Source organism: Nonomuraea angiospora (genome assembly GCF_014873145.1).
GTDB classification, from domain to species: Bacteria; Actinomycetota; Actinomycetes; order Streptosporangiales; family Streptosporangiaceae; genus Nonomuraea; species Nonomuraea angiospora.
The window spans coordinates 8228879-8245131 of the sequence record NZ_JADBEK010000001.1; the positions used below are offsets into that span (position 1 = coordinate 8228879).

Annotated in this window: 15 protein-coding genes; 9 read left to right on the top strand and 6 right to left on the bottom strand. The window is 70.6% G+C overall.

What is annotated here, in order from left to right; all coding sequences use genetic code 11:
* Positions 1–250 precede the first annotated feature (250 nt).
* The 3 genes from H4W80_RS37675 to H4W80_RS37685 all read left to right on the top strand — a co-directional run bounded on the left by H4W80_RS37675 (position 251) and on the right by H4W80_RS37685 (position 3415).
* The gene (locus tag H4W80_RS37675; RefSeq protein WP_192789417.1) at positions 251–2566 is read left to right on the top strand and encodes a sodium-translocating pyrophosphatase; all 2316 of its coding nucleotides are present in this window, start codon (positions 251–253) and stop codon (positions 2564–2566) included.
* Between the two features lie 203 nt (positions 2567–2769).
* Entirely contained in the window at positions 2770–2934 is a 165-nt protein-coding gene (locus tag H4W80_RS37680) for a hypothetical protein (protein WP_192789418.1), read from the top strand.
* Between the two features lie 4 nt (positions 2935–2938).
* Positions 2939–3415 carry a SixA phosphatase family protein gene (locus H4W80_RS37685; protein WP_318787245.1) on the top strand — a complete coding sequence of 159 codons (477 nt, stop codon included), beginning with the start codon at positions 2939–2941 and terminating at the stop codon, positions 3413–3415.
* A gap of 382 nt (positions 3416–3797) precedes the next feature.
* On the opposite strand, the gene serB is transcribed toward H4W80_RS37685, so the two are convergent.
* From serB to H4W80_RS37705, 4 genes are all read right to left on the bottom strand, one after another.
* Positions 3798–5021: a phosphoserine phosphatase SerB gene (gene serB / locus H4W80_RS37690; RefSeq protein WP_192789419.1), complete on the bottom strand. Its 1224-nt coding sequence runs from the start codon at positions 5019–5021 to the stop codon at positions 3798–3800.
* Positions 5022–5237: 216 nt separating this feature from the next.
* Entirely contained in the window at positions 5238–5774 is a 537-nt protein-coding gene (locus tag H4W80_RS37695; protein WP_192789420.1) for a DUF11 domain-containing protein, read from the bottom strand.
* A gap of 101 nt (positions 5775–5875) precedes the next feature.
* Positions 5876–6886 carry an S-adenosylmethionine:tRNA ribosyltransferase-isomerase gene (locus H4W80_RS37700; RefSeq protein ID WP_192789421.1) on the bottom strand — a complete coding sequence of 337 codons (1011 nt, stop codon included), beginning with the start codon at positions 6884–6886 and terminating at the stop codon, positions 5876–5878.
* Positions 6883–7539: an SDR family oxidoreductase gene (locus tag H4W80_RS37705; RefSeq protein WP_192789422.1), complete on the bottom strand. Its 657-nt coding sequence runs from the start codon at positions 7537–7539 to the stop codon at positions 6883–6885. Before H4W80_RS37705 ends, H4W80_RS37700 begins: the two co-directional genes overlap by 4 nt.
* Before the next feature lie 94 nt (positions 7540–7633).
* On the opposite strand from H4W80_RS37705, the gene H4W80_RS37710 reads away from it, so the two are divergent.
* The gene (locus tag H4W80_RS37710; RefSeq protein ID WP_318787246.1) at positions 7634–8749 is read left to right on the top strand and encodes a GAF domain-containing sensor histidine kinase; all 1116 of its coding nucleotides are present in this window, start codon (positions 7634–7636) and stop codon (positions 8747–8749) included.
* Positions 8746–9357 (top strand): response regulator, encoded by a 612-nt coding sequence (locus tag H4W80_RS37715; RefSeq protein WP_225963875.1) that lies wholly within the window; start codon positions 8746–8748, stop codon positions 9355–9357. The genes H4W80_RS37710 and H4W80_RS37715 overlap by 4 nt, the downstream gene beginning before the upstream one ends.
* 27 nt (positions 9358–9384) lie before the next feature.
* Here H4W80_RS37715 and H4W80_RS37720 read toward each other — a convergent pair whose 3' ends face one another.
* The gene (locus H4W80_RS37720) at positions 9385–10035 is read right to left on the bottom strand and encodes a hypothetical protein (RefSeq protein WP_192789424.1); all 651 of its coding nucleotides are present in this window, start codon (positions 10033–10035) and stop codon (positions 9385–9387) included.
* A gap of 170 nt (positions 10036–10205) precedes the next feature.
* Here H4W80_RS37720 and H4W80_RS37725 point away from each other — a divergent pair, with 170 nt between their 5' ends.
* Entirely contained in the window at positions 10206–12875 is a 2670-nt protein-coding gene (locus tag H4W80_RS37725) for a protein kinase domain-containing protein (RefSeq protein WP_192789425.1), read from the top strand.
* A gap of 8 nt (positions 12876–12883) precedes the next feature.
* Here H4W80_RS37725 and H4W80_RS37730 read toward each other — a convergent pair whose 3' ends face one another.
* Positions 12884–13603, bottom strand: coding sequence for a hypothetical protein (locus H4W80_RS37730; RefSeq protein WP_318787247.1), 720 nt, complete (start codon positions 13601–13603; stop codon positions 12884–12886).
* A 68-nt stretch (positions 13604–13671) separates the two neighbouring features.
* On the opposite strand from H4W80_RS37730, the gene H4W80_RS37735 reads away from it, so the two are divergent.
* From H4W80_RS37735 to H4W80_RS37745, 3 genes are all read left to right on the top strand, one after another.
* The gene (locus H4W80_RS37735) at positions 13672–14460 is read left to right on the top strand and encodes an ABC transporter ATP-binding protein (protein WP_192789426.1); all 789 of its coding nucleotides are present in this window, start codon (positions 13672–13674) and stop codon (positions 14458–14460) included.
* An 87-nt stretch (positions 14461–14547) separates the two neighbouring features.
* The gene (locus tag H4W80_RS37740; RefSeq protein ID WP_192789427.1) at positions 14548–15468 is read left to right on the top strand and encodes an SPFH domain-containing protein; all 921 of its coding nucleotides are present in this window, start codon (positions 14548–14550) and stop codon (positions 15466–15468) included.
* A gap of 9 nt (positions 15469–15477) precedes the next feature.
* Positions 15478–16233: a sulfite exporter TauE/SafE family protein gene (locus H4W80_RS37745; RefSeq protein WP_192789428.1), complete on the top strand. Its 756-nt coding sequence runs from the start codon at positions 15478–15480 to the stop codon at positions 16231–16233.
* The last annotated feature ends 20 nt before the right edge of the window (positions 16234–16253 follow it).

Below are 16253 nucleotides of genomic sequence, written 5' to 3' on the forward strand. Positions count from 1 at the left end.
GGAAATTTCGCCTGTCAGGCCGCAAACCGGCCCGCTGTCAGGGGATTACTGGACGCGCGCACAATTAGCCACCTCGAGAGCCTTCATATCCGTTCAGTGCCTGCGTAGACTCCCGGCACCGGCCAAGGTGATCCGGCGGAACGCGGATTCAACCGGAAGCGGCACCCACAACCCGGATGGTGCCGCAACACCCGCCGAGGAAAACTGCAGCACCGCCCGGGCAGGACGACCGGTCTTGCCGAGGAGAACGATGAGCAGGCACATGCTGGCAGCGGAGCCAGCGTCAAATCTGGCCCTGAGTGGAAACAATCTCACCATCGTGATCGTGGTCGCCGCGGTCGCACTGATCGCACTAGCCGTCGCAGGCGGCCTGGTGCGCGAAGTGCTGTCCGCCGGCCAAGGCACGGAGCGCATGCAGAACATCGCGCGTGCCGTACAAGAAGGCGCCGCCGCCTATCTAGGGCGCCAGTTTCGCACATTGGCGATCTTCGTCGTCGCAATACCTATCCTGTTGCTCCTGCTACCGGGGGAAACGGAAGTAGTCGTCGGGCGTTCGATCTTCTTCGTGGTCGGGGCGGTTTTCTCCGCGCTGACCGGGTTCATGGGCATGTGGCTGGCCGTGCGCGGAAATGTCCGTGTCGCCGCCGCGGCCAACGAATCGGGCGAGAAGCGCGCCATGCGCATCGCGTTCCGTACCGGCGGTGTGGCCGGTATGTTCACCGTCGGCCTCGGCCTGTTCGGCGCGGCCGTGGTCGTGTTCATCTACCAGGGCAACGCCCCCGGTGTGCTCGAGGGATTCGGGTTCGGGGCGGCGCTGCTCGCGATGTTCATGCGAGTCGGCGGCGGCATCTTCACCAAGGCCGCCGACGTCGGCGCCGACCTGGTCGGCAAGGTCGAGCAGGGCATCCCTGAGGACGACCCGCGCAACGCCGCGACCATCGCCGACAACGTGGGCGACAACGTCGGTGACTGCGCGGGCATGGCGGCCGACCTGTTCGAGTCGTACGCGGTCATGCTGGTCGCCAGCCTCATCCTGGGCAAGGTGGCCTTCGGCGAGCAGGGGCTGGTCTTCCCCCTGATCGTCCCCATGGTCGGCGTGATCACGGCGATCATCGGCATCTTCGTCACCGGGATGCGCGACCGCGACCGCAACGGCATGTCGGCGATCAACCGCAGCTTCTTCATCTCGGCCGCGATCTCCGCGGTGCTCGTCGCCGTGGCCGCGTTCCTGTATCTGCCCGACAGCTTCAGCGGCCTGACCGGCGCCACCGTGCAGTCCGACGCCGACCCGCGGTTCATCGCCATCGGCGCGGTGCTCATCGGCCTGGTGCTGGCCAGCGCCATCCAGCTGCTGACCGGCTACTTCACCGAGACCAACCGCCGTCCCGTACGCGAGATCGGCGAGAGCTCGGCCACCGGCCCGGCCACCGTCATCCTGGCCGGCATCAGCGTCGGCCTGGAGTCGGCCGTCTACTCCGCCCTGGTCATCGGCGGCGCGGTCTACGGCGCGTTCCTGCTCGGGTTCGGGAACGTGACGATCGCGCTGTTCGCGGTGGCGCTGGCGGGCACCGGCCTGCTGACCACGGTCGGCGTCATCGTCTCCATGGACACGTTCGGGCCGGTCTCCGACAACGCCCAGGGCATCGCCGAGATGTCGGGCGACGTCGAGGGCGAGGGCGCCCGCGTCCTCACCAGCCTGGACGCGGTCGGCAACACCACCAAGGCCATCACCAAGGGCATCGCGATCGCCACGGCCGTGCTGGCGGCGACCGCGCTGTTCGGCGCCTTCCGCACCGCGGTGGAGAGCGCGCTGGCCGAGGCGGGCGGGGCGGTGAAGTCCGCGCTCGGCGCGTTCTCCACCTTCAGCCTCAGCGTCGACCAGCCGAACGTCCTGGTCGGCCTGGTCATCGGGGCCGCGGTCGTGTTCCTCTTCTCGGGGCTCGCGATCATGGCGGTCGGACGGGCCGCGATGCGCGTGGTCTTCGAGGTACGCGACCAGTTCCGCAACAAGCCGGGCATCATGGACGGCACGGAGAAGCCGGAGTACGGCCGGGTCGTGGACATCTGCACCCGTGACTCGCTCCGCGAGCTGGCCACGCCCGGTCTGCTGGCGGTCATGACGCCGATCGCGGTCGGGTTCGCCCTCGGGTACGCGCCGCTGGGCGCCTTCCTCGCGGGGGCCATCGCGTGCGGCACGCTGATGGCCGTCTTCCTGTCGAACTCCGGTGGCGCCTGGGACAACGCCAAGAAGCTGGTGGAGGACGGTCACCACGGCGGCAAGGGCTCTGAGGCGCACGCCGCCACCGTCATCGGCGACACGGTCGGCGACCCGTTCAAGGACACGGCCGGGCCTGCCATCAACCCGCTGATCAAGGTGATGAACCTGGTGGCGCTGCTGGTCGCGCCCGCGGTCGTGCAGTATGCGGGCAACCCGGCCCTGCGGATCGGCGTCACGGTGGTGGCGGTGGCCGTGGTGGTCGGGGCCATCGTGGTGTCCAAGCGGCGCTCCGTGACCACCGAACCGGCCAACAACGACAACCGCGAGCACCAGCCCGTGGCCTCATAACACCGCAATACCCTGGAGAGACGCCCGCCCTGCTGCGTAGGGGCGGGCGTCTCGTCTTTCCAGGCTCTTCCCGGCATTGGCATCCGGGGCCGCTGGTCGTCGGCTTCTGCGTCGGGCGACGCCCGCCCGATCCCACGCCGACGTTGGCGCCCCAAAGCACCGCCGCCTCATTGGGACGTGGGCGATGGGGTGGGGAGGGGAGGGTGAAGGCGGACGTGGAGGCGGGGTGGTCCGGTGGGAAACTGGGCGACGTGAAAGGTGACAAGCAGCCCAGTGGTGGCAAGACCCTGGGCCTGATTCTGCTGGTGATGCTCGTCATCCTGGCCGTGATCGTCGGGCTGGCCGTCTGGGCTTCGAGGACGGGGTGATCTGGTGCGGACCTTGATTGTGCTGCGGCATGCGAAGGCGGCCCACGTGCCCGGGCTGGCCGATCGGGAGCGGCCGCTGACCGGGAGGGGCGAGCGGGACGCCAAGCGGGCGGGCGACGAGATACGGGCCGCCGGGCTCGACCCGGAGGTCGTGCTGTGCTCGCCGGCGCTGAGGACCAGGAGCACCGCCGAGATCGCCTTTCCCGAGGCGGAGATCAGTTATGAGCGCGACATCTACGAGGCGTATCCCGATGAGCTGCTGGAGCTGGTCCGCCGGGTCGATCCCGAGGTGAGCACCGTGGTGCTGTGCGGGCACAACCCGGGGGTGCATGAGCTGGCCGTGGGGCTGGCCGGAGGGGACTACGTGTTCCGGCCGGGCGCGTTCGCGGTGATCGAGGTGGAGTCTGACTGGGATGAGCTCTGGATGGGTGAGGGGCGCTTGGTAACGCTCTGGGACCCTAAGGAGCCCCACGAGCACTGAAATGAAGGCGCCCCAAAGGATTCGAGGGGCATGGAGACCTCAGAGGAGCGCGGAGGCTCCGAGGAAGGGCAGAGGTCCCGATGGGAGCAGAGGTCCTGAGAAGGCGAGGTCCCACGGGCGCGGAGGTGTCCAGGGCGCCGAGGCTCCTGAGGTGGCGGAGGCTCAACGGGCGCGGAGACGTCCAGGGCGCCGAGGCTGAGGGGCGGAGGTCCAGCGAGGTGTCCAGGGCGCTGAGGCTCGCGAGGAGGCCGAGGTCCCAATGGGCGCGGAGGGCCCTGAGTGGCACGGAAGCGCCGGAAGAGGGCCGAGGCTCCCCCAGGGACGCGTACCGGTCCGGAGGGTCAGAGAGCCCATCCTGGGGCCCCAGGATGGGCGGTGGCGGTCAGCCCGCGGTGAGGGTGGCGCCGTCCTCCGCGTCCGCCGCCTCCACCTCGTCCCTGGAGATCCCCAGCAGGTAGAGGATCGAGTCGAGGTAGGGAGTGTTGACCGCCGTGTCGGCCGCCTGCCGTACCACCGGCTTGGCGTTGAACGCCACCCCCAGCCCGGCCACGGCGATCATGTCGAGGTCGTTGGCCCCGTCGCCGATGGCCACCGTCTGCGAGATCGGCAGGCCGGCCTCCTTCGCGAACCGCTCCAGCGCCCGCGCCTTGCCCGGCCGGTCCACGATCTCGCCCACGACGCGGCCGGTCAGCCGGCCGTCGATGACCTCGAGGACGTTCGCCGCCGAGTAGTCGATCCCGAGCTCTTCCACCAGCCCGTCGGTGATCTGCGTGAACCCGCCGCTGACGATGGCGAAGCGGTAGTCGAGCCGCTTGAGCGTGCGAACCAGGGTGCGGGCGCCGGGCGTGAGCACGACCTCCTTGCGCACCGCCTCGAACACCTCGGCCGGCAGCCCCTCCAGCAGCGCCACCCGGCGCCGCAGCGACTCGGCGAAGTCGAGCTCGCCGCGCATGGCCTGCTCGGTGACCTTGGCGACCTCGTCCAGGCAGCCGGCGTGGGCCGCGAGCAGCTCGATGACCTCGCCCTGGATGAGGGTCGAGTCGACGTCCATGACGATCAGCCGCTTGGCGCGCCGCGACAGGCCGGTGCGCTGCACGGCCACGTCCACCGCTTGGACGGCCGCCTCGGCCGCCAGCTCGACCCGCAGCGAGCTGGGGTCGGCGCCGGAGACGGACAGCTCGATGCAGGTGACGGGCCATTGGGCGAGGCGTTCGATGCGGTCGATGTTCGCGCCGGCGGCGGCGATGCGTCCGGCGATGCCCGCGATGGCGGCGGGCTGGAGCGTGGCGCCCAGCACGCTGACCGACAGGCGGCCGCGGCGGCGCTGCTCCTTGGCCTGGGAGCCGGTGGAGAGCTCCACCTCCATGCCGAGGTCCTCGGCCACCCGCTCGACCGCGGTCCACATGGCGCCGAGGGTCGTGCCGGTGCCCGTCGGGGGGCCGCCGGCGTACGTGACGAGCACGCCGAGGGTGAGCCGGCCGCGAATGACGACCTGTTCGATGTCCGCCACAGTCACTGGAAAGGCGGACAGAACGGAGAAAAGCCGCGAGGTGACGCCGGGCCGGTCGGGGCCGGTCAGGGTGATCAGGAGGCTGCGCTGGTCCACATCCAGCCACGGTACTGCGCCCGGCCCGATGCTCGCGAAGCAGGGCGGGCATTCGGGCGCGGGCGCAGCCGTGATCGTCCTACCGGGTGACACTGCGGTGAACGTCCTGTGGACATCCGGCCAATATTCGAGTGGCCGGTAACGTTCCATCGGACGCTGCGGGGAACGTTCAGCGGGGGTAGGGTCCCGGCGTCTCGAAACGTTCCACCGGACGTACTAGCGGACGATCTTGGTCTTGACCGTCTTCACGTAGCCGTGCTCGGGGATGCCGAGCCGGTCGAGCTCTTCCTTGCTCATGTTGTCCATGCCCGTCTGGACGTCGTAGGAGACCACGCCGAGCTTGGCGGTCTGCGTGCCCGTCGCGGTCTTCTTGAGCTTGGTCTCGAAGACCAGGGCGATGGAGTCACCCTTCTCCAGGATCTTGGGCACGAAGCAGAAGAACGCGCGGCCCTCGAGCCCGCACTCGGTGCCCTTGACGCTCGTGCGGTACATGATCCGCTTAAGGTCGACCCCCTTGGGGAACTCGCCGCCGACGAAGTAGGCGTCGGCCTGGTAGGGCCCCTTGTTGGTGGCGACGATGCTGAAGTTGAGCTTGCCGCCGGCCTTGGCGGTCTTCGCGGTCTTCACGTTGACGGCGAAGGCCGAGAACGGCTCGCCGGCGGCCGTCGTGGCGGAAGCGGAAGCCGGAACAGCCGGGACAAGCAGGGCCGCCGCCAGCAATGCCAGCGACGCGGCCTTGGTCAGGTTACGCATTAAACGTCTCCGGTGAGGAAGTGGTCACGGGGAGGCGTACACAGTTGAAGCCCCCGTAAATGCCCGCTGTTCCTATCATGTTGGCAAAATCTATGTAAAGACTATTTCTTCAGAATCAAGTGCGTGTCACCGAACTCGTGCCATAGATATGCGTTCTGTAGCGCCTCCCCGTACGCCCGCGCGAGCGCCCTCTCGCCCGCGATCGCGCTCAGCATGAGCAGGTGGCTGGAGCGCGGCTCGTGCAGCCCGGTGATCAGTCCCGTGACGGCCCGTACGCCGCTCCGGGGCGTGACGATGTGCCTGGTCCACCCGGTGGCCCCGCCGACCAGCCCGTCCGTCCCCACGGCCGTCTCCAGGGCCCGTACGACGGTCGTGCCCGCCGCCACCACCCGGTTGCCGCTCTCGAGCGCCAGGTTGACCAGCCGCGCCGTGGCCGCCGGCACCTCGTACCGCTCGGCGTAGGGCGGCTCGTCCTTCTCCGGCGAGGCCACCCCCGTGTGCAGGGTGATCGGCGCGATCCCGATCCCGCGCGCCACGAGCGCCGTCACCAGCTCCGCGGTGAACGGCCGTGCCGCGCTCGGCATCTCCGCGCTCCCCGGCACGGTCGCGAACACGGTCTGGTACGCCTCGATCGGCCAGTCCGCGCTCACGTACGAGTAGCGGATCGGCGCCCCGTGCGCCCGCAGGTACGGCTCCACCTCCCGATCCAGCGACGCCCGCCACAGGCGCGGCGTCTCCCGTTCGATCAGCCGCAGCGTGGCCCGCCCCGGCAGCGGCAGCCACTCGCCGGGCTCGCCCCCGCCGTAGGGCTCGGAGGCGGTGGCGGTACGGCGGCGCAGCTCGACGAGCCAGGTGCCGTCCTCCCTCGCGGTGGAGAAGTGCACGGCCAGCCGGTCGAGCCGGACGGCCGCGGGCAGGGTCGCCGAGTTGTTCACGACGATCAGGTCACCGGGGTCGAGCAGCCCCGGCAGGTCGGCGAAGTGGTGGTGCGAGGGGGCGAGGTCGCCGCGCGAGACCATCAGGCGTACCGCGTCCCTGGACATCCCCCGCGCCTCGGGCGGCTCGCTCGCCGACAGGCCCGGCGGCAGCGCGAAGTCGAGCGCGACGGTCATTGCAGGCTCACTTTGCCGCTGGCCGGACGGGACCGCACCAGGTCGTGCAGCGCGGCGGCCACCTTGGCGGGGTCGGTGGCGCCCGCGGCCTCGTCGGCGCCCACGGCGTCGGCGAGCATGCGGGTGTTCATCTCGCCGGGGTCGGCCCACCAGACCCGGATCGCGGGCTCCTCGGCCGACAACACGTTGGAGAGCTGCTCCAAGGCCGCCTTGGTGGCGCCGTAGCCGCCCCAGCCCTCGTACGCGCCCGTGGCGGCGTCCGAGGTGATGTTCACGACGGCCCCGCCCGCCGCGCGCAGGGCGGGCAGCGTGGCCTGGATCAGCGCGAGCGGGGCGGTGACGTTGGTCTCCAGCAGCACCCTGAACGCCTCCAGCGGGTAGCCGGCCAGCGGCGGCAGTGGCGTCACGCCGAGGTCGCTGGCGTTGTTGACCAGCAGGTCCAGCTCGGGCGCCGCCCGGGCCAGCCGCTCGACGTGCGCGGGCTCCGTCACGTCGCCGGGGATCGCGGTGGCGCCCAGCTCGGCCGCGGCCCGCTCCAGGTCCTCCGCGCCGCGGGCGGTGAGCACGAGGTTCCAGCCGGCGTCCGCCAGAGACCTCGCCAGGGCGAGTCCGAGACCGCGGGAAGCGCCGGTGATGAGTGCGGTGTTCGTCATGGTGCCGACGTTAGGAACGCCGCGGGCGGCGCACATCGGGCCGAAGTCCCGCCGCCGCCTGGGCACATCGTCCTAGGACCATAAGCTGGGTCCCGTGACCTCCGACCGAGACGAGATCCTGCAGGCGGTGAGCTCCGCGGTGCTCGCGGTCACCCGCCATCTGTCGGTCCGCGAGGTGCTGCAGGTCATCGTACGCTCGGCGCAACGGCTGCTCGACGCCCGCTACGCCGCGCTCGGCGTGCCCGACGACGAGGGGTCGTTCGGCGAGTTCGTCGCCGAGGGCATCACCGACAAGCAGTGGGACGCGATCGGGCCGCTGCCCCGGCAGCATGGCATGCTCGGCGCGATGCTCCGCGAGGGGAGCCCGGTCAGGCTGCCCGACCTGCGCAAGGACCCGAGGTTCGAGTGGTGGCCTAAGGCCCACCCGGTGATGAAGGACTTCCTAGGCGTCCCGATCCGCGACGGCGACCAGGTGCTCGGCATCATCTTCCTGGCCAACAAGCGCACGCCGGGCGGCTTCACGCAGGACGACCAGGAGCTGCTGACGCTGTTCGCCGCGCACGCGGCCATCGCGCTGACCAACGCCAGGCTCTATGAGCGCGGGCGCGAGCTGGCCATGCTGGAGGAGCGCAACCGGGTGGCCCGCGAGCTGCACGACGCCGTGACGCAGAAGCTGTTCTCGCTCAGGCTCACCGCGCAGGCCGCCTCCGCCATGCTCGACCGGGCGCCCGAGAAGGCCGCCGCCGAGCTCGAACGCGTCCAGCGCCTGGCCGGGGAGGCCCTGTCCGAGCTGCGGGCGGTGATCGTCGAGCTGCGGCCGGCCGAGCTCGACCGGCACGGCCTGGCCGAGACGCTGCGCAAGCACGTGCGGCTACTGGACCGGCTCCACCCGTCACTGGTCACGTTCGAGTGCGTCGAGCTGCCGCCGGTCGACCCGGCGGTCGAGGTGGCGGTGCTCAGAGTGGCCCAGGAGGCGCTGCACAACGCGCTCAGGCACGCGGAGGCCACGAGCGTCTCCGTGCGCCTGGCGTTCGCGGACGGCAAGCTGGTGTTGATCGTGCGCGACGACGGCAACGGCTTCGAGCAGGCCGAGTCGCGCGGCCTGGGCCTGGTGTCGATGCGCGACAGGGCGGAGTCCGTGGGCGGGGTCATGACCGTCGACTCGGCCCACGGCCGGGGGACCACGGTATGTGTGGAGGTGGGCGTTTGATCCGGGTGCTGATCGCCGACGATCATCCGGTGGTGCGGCAGGGGCTGCGTACGTTCCTCGACCTGCAGGACGACATCACGGTCGTCGGCGAGGCGGGTGACGGGGCGCAGGCCGTCGAGCTGGTCGGGGAGCTGTCGCCCGACGTGCTGCTGCTGGACCTGAAGATGCCGGTGCTCGACGGGCTCGGCACGCTCGAACGGCTGGCCGGGTCGGCGACCAGGGTGGTCGTGCTGACCTCGGTGAGCGACCGGTCCGACGTCGGCCCGGCCATGCGGGCGGGGGCGTCGGGGTTCCTCTACAAGGACGTCGATCCGACCGCGCTGGTGCAGGCCGTGCGGACCGTGCACGGAGGTCAGGTGTTACTGGCGCCCGAGGCCGCCGAGGCGATGCTGTCGGCGCCGGACGGGCCGCCACCGGCGCCGCTGACCGACCGCGAGCGCGAGGTGCTCGCGCTCATCGCGGCCGGCCGGTCCAACCGGGAGATCGCGAGGAGCCTGGCCGTCGCGGAGAAGACGGTCAAGACCCACGTCTCCAACGTGCTGATGAAGCTGGGCGTCCAGGACCGCACCCAGGCCGCGCTGTACGCCGTACGGCACGGCCTGGGGTAGTGCTCACGACCTCGTCCGAGGGAGCGGTCAGGTGTCCTTCTTCTTGTTGCTCTCCTCGTGGCTGGCGGGCGGGTTGTACGTCTTGACCGGCGGAGGCGGCGTCCAGCTCCGGCCCGGCCGGCGCGGCGGGGAGACGATCCTGGTGTTGACCTTCTTGAGCCAGTAGTAGCCCTTGATGCCGAGGCGCTTGAGTTCTTCCTCGTCGATGTTCTCCATGCCCTGGTCGACGTCGAACGACATCACGCCGACCCGGGCCGTGGCCGTGCCCTTGGTGCCCTTCTTCAGCGTCACCTGGAAGTTGAGCCAGTCGGTCTTGCCCTTCTCCAGCCGCAGCGGGCCCCAGCACCAGAACCAGCGGCCCTCCCAGGTGCACTTGGTGCCCTTCGCGGCGCCCCAGCGCAGCGTGGGCACGACGCCCTTGGGCACCTCGCCGCCCATCCAGTAGTAGTCGGCGTAGTAGGGGCCCAGGTTCTTCGCGCGGACGTAGTATGTGATCTTGCCGCCGCGCTTGGTGCGGCCGCTGTGCTTGACGGAGATCTTGAAGCTGGAGTACGGCTTCAGCTGGGCGACCGCCGCCGTGGTGGGGGCGGCGGCGGGGGTGGCACTCGCCGGGGCGGGTACGGCCAGCGGCGCGGCGGCCAGACCGCCGGCTAAGAACAGGCTGAAGCTTCTGCGCATATGACGGCTCCCCGTACGGTGCTGGAAATCCCCGATCATCTCCACGATTATTGCGTAGGGCAAATTTTTCGCAAAGAGCGATGATCTTTCGTAACTTGGGGTGTTTTGTGGGTGTTTGCCCGCGCTTATCCCACTTGTGAACGGGGGTCTAGCACAACGGGGAGGGCCAGGTGCCGGAAACGCACCCCTTACAGCCGACCGATCCGCGAACACTGGGCGAATACCGGCTGCTCGGCCGCTTGGGCAAGGGGGCGCAGGGGATCGTTTTCGAGGGCGAGTCGCCCGACGGGCGGCGCGTGGCGATCAAGCTGCTGAACACCCGGCTGGACAAGCCCGGGCTGGACTCCGAACGCTTCCTGCGCGAGGTGGCGGCCGCGCGGCGGGTGGCCCAGTTCTGCACCGCGCAGGTGCTGGGGGCTCACATGGACGGCGAGCATCCGTACATCGTCAGCGAGCTGGTGGACGGGATCTCCCTGCAGGCGGTGGTGCAGCGGGACGGGCCTCGTACGGGCGGCGCGCTCTACCGCCTGGCCGTCGGAACGGTCACCGCGCTGGCCGCCATCCACCGCGCCGGGATCGTGCACCGCGACTTCAAGCCCAGCAACGTGCTGCTCGGCCCGGACGGGCCGCGGGTGATCGACTTCGGCATCGCGCGGGCGCTGGACTCGGCCATGACGATCAGCAGCGGGGTCGTGGGGACGCCCGCGTACATGTCGCCCGAGCAGATCTCGGCCGAGCGGGTGGGGCCGGCCAGCGACATGTTCAGCTGGGGCCTGACCATGGTGTTCGCGGCCACGGGGCGGCCCGCGTTCGGCCAGGACAGCCTGCCCGCGGTCGTCTACCGGGTGATGCACGAGGAGCCCGACCTCTCGGCGCTGCCCGAGACCCTGCGGCCGATCGTGCGCTCGTGCCTGCGCAAGCGGGCCGATGAGCGGCCGGCGGCGGCCGACGTGCTGTTCGCGCTGCTGGCGAACGAGGGAGAGCCGCCGCGGCCCGAGGACGCGCTCAACACGGGCTCGCAACTCGCGGCCGAGCAGACCCCGCCGGACCCGCCCGCGCCCGCCGCCGGCTGGGCGAACCCCAGCGGGCCGGCGGCGTCCGCCCCTCCCGGCGGGTACGGGTGGGCGAACCCGTCGGGGGAGGCGTACGCGCCGCCCCAGGGCCCTGCGACGCCCTACGTGCCGCCGCAACAGGGTGGCGGGCCGAGGTGGGGCGGTGCCCCTGGGCACGGTGGCGTGTCCGGGCAGGGTGGCGGGCCGCAGCACGGGGGTGCGGCGCGGGGTGTGCCTTATGTGCCTCGGCAGCAGCCTCCGTCGGGTCCGTCGCAGGTGCCGCCGCCCTATCCGATGAACGCCACGCCCCGTCCATCGATACCCGGCCCGGTGGAGCCGGGGCCGGAGGGGGTTGCGGGCGGTGAGGGACCGCCCGGGCGGGCGCCGTCGGTGCCGGGCCAAGGCCAGGGGCAAGGGCAAGGGCGCCAGGGGCGAGGGCAGGAACAGGCGCCCACGTCTCAGCAGGCCCCGTCCCGGCAGTCCCCGTCCCAGAAGCCTCCGGCGGTGGGGGAGGCCGGTGGGCGGGGGGACAACGACGCGTTCTTCAAGCATGCGCCCATCGAGGAGCGGCCCGACGAGGTCAACGCCAGGCGCAGGCGGGCCGCCATGGTCTCCGGCACGCTGGTCGTGGCGCTCGCCCTGGCCGGGAGCGTGCTGTACTTCGGGCCGAAGATGTTCGGCGCCGGCGAGCCGACCGGCGGGAAAGCGGCCCAGACGACCACCTCCGCGAGCGCGGCCCCGGCCCAGACACAGGCACTGACGCAGGCCGAGACCCCGATCCCGACGCCGACGCCCAGCCAGATCACGCCCACCCCGACCCCCACGCGGAAGGTCGTCCCCGTCCTCGGCAAGCAGGACGGGAAGTCGTTCAAGGGGCACACCAAGGGCGTCCAGACGATCTCCGCGATCTCCGCGGGCGGCAAGACGTGGCTGGTCACCGGCGGGCAGGACGGCCGGGTGCGGCTGTGGGACCTGGCCAGGCACAAGTCGCTGGCCACGATGAAGGGCCACAGCGAGGAGGTGTACGCCGTCGCCTGCGTGATGGTCGGCAAGACCCCCATGGCCGTCTCCGGCGGGTACGACGGCAGCGTACGCCTGTGGAACCTCAAGACCCACAAGGGCAAGGTGCTCGGCTGGCACGGCGACGCCGTCTACGCGGTCGCCGTCACCAAGGTGAAGGGCAAGTACGTCGCGGTGACCGGCGACGCCGACGGCTATCTGAGGTTCTGGGACCTGAAGAAGCGCAAGTCCACCGGCAAGATCATCAGGGCCCACCGCAAGCCGGTCAACTGGCTCAGCGCCACCCACCTAGGCGACCGGGCCGTGGCCGTCTCGGCCAGCGAGGACGAGACGGTGCGCATGTGGGACATGGCCCGGCGCAAGGCGTACGGGAAGGCGTACAAGGGGCATTCCAGGGGCGTGTACTCGGTCGCGGTCGGCAAGGTGGGCGGGAAGACGGTCGTGGCATCTGGCGGTAAAGACGGAAAAATCAGGATCTGGGATGCGAAGAGCCGCAAGACCGTCGCCACCCTCTCCGGCCACAAGAAGATCGTTTACTCGCTCTCCTTCGGCACCCTCGACGGCCGCACGGTGCTGCTGTCCGGCAGCACCGACGGCACGATCAGGCTCTGGGACCCCGAGACCCGCAAGACGCTCGGCAAACCGGTCAAGGCACACAAGAAGGGCGTGTACGCCGTGGGCATCGTCCCACTCGACGGGAACGCGGCCATCGTGTCCGCGGGCAAGGACAAGGTGGTCAGGCTGTGGAAGATCGCGAGCAGCTCTTAGCGGGCCGGCTACGTGCTCCTGAGCGGTTCGAAAATCGCATGATGGGCGGCCACGAGCGCGCGGCGTACCGCCCGGTCCAGGTCGCGCAGGGCCGTGGCGCGGGCGGCGATCTGCCCCGACGTGAGCCCGCGCTCGTCGGCCAGCCGCACCACGGTGGCCAGCCGCGTGGCGAGAGTGGAGACGCGGTGCGCCCGCCCGGGGTAGCCGGGCGCCAGCTCGCCGCCCCGGTGCCCGACGGCCGAGGGGCGGGACTGCGCGGGGCCTTCGACGCCGGACAGGGCGTCGGTGGCCAAGCGCATGGCCTCCGACAGCTCGCGTTCGGCCTCCGACAGCGACGGCAGATCATGGCGTACGGGCCCGGAGTCGTGGATCTCCAGGCGTACCCCGACATAGGACGACCCGCGCAGGTCGGGCGCCGGCACCAGACCGAGGTTGCGGCCGTCGAGCACCGCGATGGCGGCCTGGCCGGCGTCCACCGCGGCCGAGTTGAACGCGGCGGGCCCCGACAGCCCCAGCGGATCGCCGGGCGCGGGCAGCGCGAGCCGGAACTCGCGCAGGCCGTCGGAGCGCAGGTTTGCGAGGTATTTACGCAACGGGACGTCGCCGGCGACGGTGGGACCGCCGGCGGCTTCCACGTGGTCAGCCGCCTCGTCGAGACCGACGTGACCGGCGAGCCACGCGTTGCCCCAGGCGACCAGGGAGGGACAGACAGGCGATTCAGGGCGCACCGATCCACGATAAGCGCTCGCCCTGCAATAGGTTTGTCCCGAGCGTGACTCCTAAGGAGGTATCGGGGATGGGTGGTCAGGTGCTGCGGCTCCAGGACGTCGCCGTCAGGCGGGACGGAGCGGCCCTGCTGCGCGGCATCGACTGGACGGTCAACGCCGATGAGCGTTGGGTCGTCGTCGGCCCCAACGGCGCGGGCAAGACCACGTTGCTGCAGGTCGCGGCCACGTTGCTCTACCCGAGCGAGGGCGTGGTCGAGGTGCTCGGGGAGCGGCTGGGACAGGCGGACGTCTTCGATCTGCGCCCGCGGATCGGGCTGGCGAGCTCCGCGCTGGCCGAGCGCATCCCGCCGGAGGAGAAGGTCATCGACCTCGTGCTGACCGCCTCGTACGGGATCATGGGCCGCTGGACGGAGGAGTACGACTCCAACGACGTGACCAGGGCGGTCGAGCTGATCGACATGATGGGCGCGGCCCATCTGATCAGGCGGCGGTTCGGCACGCTGTCGGAGGGGGAGCGCAAGCGGGTGCAGATCGCCCGCGCCCTCATGCCCGACCCCGAGATGCTGCTGCTCGACGAGCCCGCCGCCGGGCTCGACCTGGGCGGGCGCGAAGACCTGGTGCGCCGGCTCTCGGTGCTCGCGGGCGACTTCCGCTCGCCGACGCTCATGCTGGTGACGCACCACGTGGAAGAGGTGCCGAGCGGGTTCACGCACGGGCTGCTGCTGAGGCACGGCTCGGTGGTGGCCCAGGGGCCGCTGGAGCACGTGATGACGCCCGACAACCTGTCGCAGACGTTCGGGGTGCCGCTCTCGCTGGAGCGCAGCGCCGAGGGACGCTGGTACGCGCGCGCCTACTAATCCCCCTATTTATCCACATAAAAGCCGCCGAAAGCGGAAAGGAAATAGGATCTACGGAGTCGGTCCCCTCGACTCCGGAGCGTCGCCATGTCCGTCGAGCAGCTCATCGTCGCCCTTGTCGTGGTCGCGGCCGTGGGCTTCGGAGTGGCCCGCACGGTCCGCATCATCCCCCAGGCCACGGCCGCCATCATCGAACGCCTGGGGCGCTACCACCGGACGCTGACCCCGGGCCTCAACCTCGTGGTGCCGTTCATCGACCGCATCAAGGACCTGATCGACCTGCGGGAGCAGGTGGTCTCCTTCCCTCCGCAGCCGGTGATCACCTCCGACAACCTGGTCGTGTCCATCGACACCGTCATCTATTTCCAGGTCACCAATCCGAAGGCGGCCACGTACGAGATCGCGAACTTCCTGACCGGCGTCGAGCAGCTCACGGTCACGACGCTGCGCAACGTGGTCGGCGGCATGGACCTGGAGCGCACGCTGACCTCGCGCGAGGACATCAACACCGCGCTGCGCGGCGTGCTCGACGAGGCGACGGGCAAGTGGGGCATCCGGGTCAACAGGGTCGAGCTCAAGGCCATCGACCCGCCCTCCTCCATCCAGGACTCGATGGAGAAGCAGATGCGCGCCGACCGCGACAAGCGCGCCGCCGTGCTGACCGCCGAGGGCCAGCGCCAGGCGGCGATCCTGCAGGCGGAGGGCGAGAAGCAGGCGGCCGTGCTGCGGGCTCGCGGCGAGGCGGAGGCGGCCGTGCTGCGCGCGCAGGCGGAGGCCGAGGCCCAGGCCATGCGGGCCAAGGGCCAGGCGGACGCGATCGGCATGGTGTTCAGGGCCATCCACGAGGGACGGCCCGACCAGCACCTGCTCGCCTACCAGTACCTGCAGACCCTGCCGGAGATCGCCAAGGGCGACGCCAATAAAATCTGGATCGTCCCATCAGAAATGGGCAAAGTTCTGGAGAATCTGGGCGGCCTCTTCACACCCCCTAAGAGCCCGGATACGTAAGGAGGGCTCGTGACGGGGTGGGAACTGGCCGCGGTCTGCGTGGCCGGGCTGGTGGCCGGCGCGATCAACGCGGTCGTCGGGTCCGGGTCCCTGATCACGTTCCCCACGCTGCTGGCGATCGGCATCGATCCCGTCACCGCCAACGTCTCCAACACCATCGGGCTCGTGCCGGGCTCGTTCACCGCCGCGTACGGCTACCGCCCCGAGCTCCGGGGCCAGCGCGAACGCCTCCTGCGCCTGGGCCTGGCCTCGGCCCTGGGCGCGCTGGCCGGCGGGATCCTGCTGCTGTTCCTGGACCCGTCGGTGTTCCAGGTCGTCGTCATCGCGCTGATCGCGCTGGCCTGCGTGCTGGTCCTGGTGCAGCCCAGGCTCAACCGGTGGCTGGCCGAGCGGCGCGAGCACGCGCACCCGCACGGTGGGCTGGAGCTGTGGTTCGGCGTGCTGGCCGCCGGGATCTACGGCGGGTACTTCGGCGCCGCCCAGGGCGTGCTGCTGATCGGGCTGCTCGGCAGCTTCCTCGACGACCACCTCCAGCGGGTGAACGCGGCCAAGAACGTCCTCGCGCTGATCGTCAACGCGGTGGCCGCCGCGCTGTTCATCGTGGTCGCGGACGTGAACTGGCTCGCCGTGGCGGGGGTGGCCCTGGGCGCGGTGGCGGGCGGCTTCCTGGGCGCCAGGGTGGGGCGGCGCATCCCGGTGCCCGTGCTCCGGGGAATCATCGTCTGCGTCGGTATTGCGGCGATTTTCGTACTGGTGTACGGATAGGGTCTCGCGTTCGCGGGTAT

Coding starts and splice junctions, on each gene's coding strand:
- H4W80_RS37735 (WP_192789426.1), top strand. CDS start 13,672: ATGGGTGGTCAGGTGCTGCGGCTCCAGGACGTCGCCGTCAGGCGGGAC.
- H4W80_RS37740 (WP_192789427.1), top strand. CDS start 14,548: ATGTCCGTCGAGCAGCTCATCGTCGCCCTTGTCGTGGTCGCGGCCGTG.
- H4W80_RS37705 (WP_192789422.1), bottom strand. CDS start 7,539: ATGACGAACACCGCACTCATCACCGGCGCTTCCCGCGGTCTCGGACTC.
- H4W80_RS37675 (WP_192789417.1), top strand. CDS start 251: ATGAGCAGGCACATGCTGGCAGCGGAGCCAGCGTCAAATCTGGCCCTG.
- H4W80_RS37700 (WP_192789421.1), bottom strand. CDS start 6,886: ATGACCGTCGCGCTCGACTTCGCGCTGCCGCCGGGCCTGTCGGCGAGC.
- H4W80_RS37695 (WP_192789420.1), bottom strand. CDS start 5,774: ATGCGTAACCTGACCAAGGCCGCGTCGCTGGCATTGCTGGCGGCGGCC.
- H4W80_RS37720 (WP_192789424.1), bottom strand. CDS start 10,035: ATGCGCAGAAGCTTCAGCCTGTTCTTAGCCGGCGGTCTGGCCGCCGCG.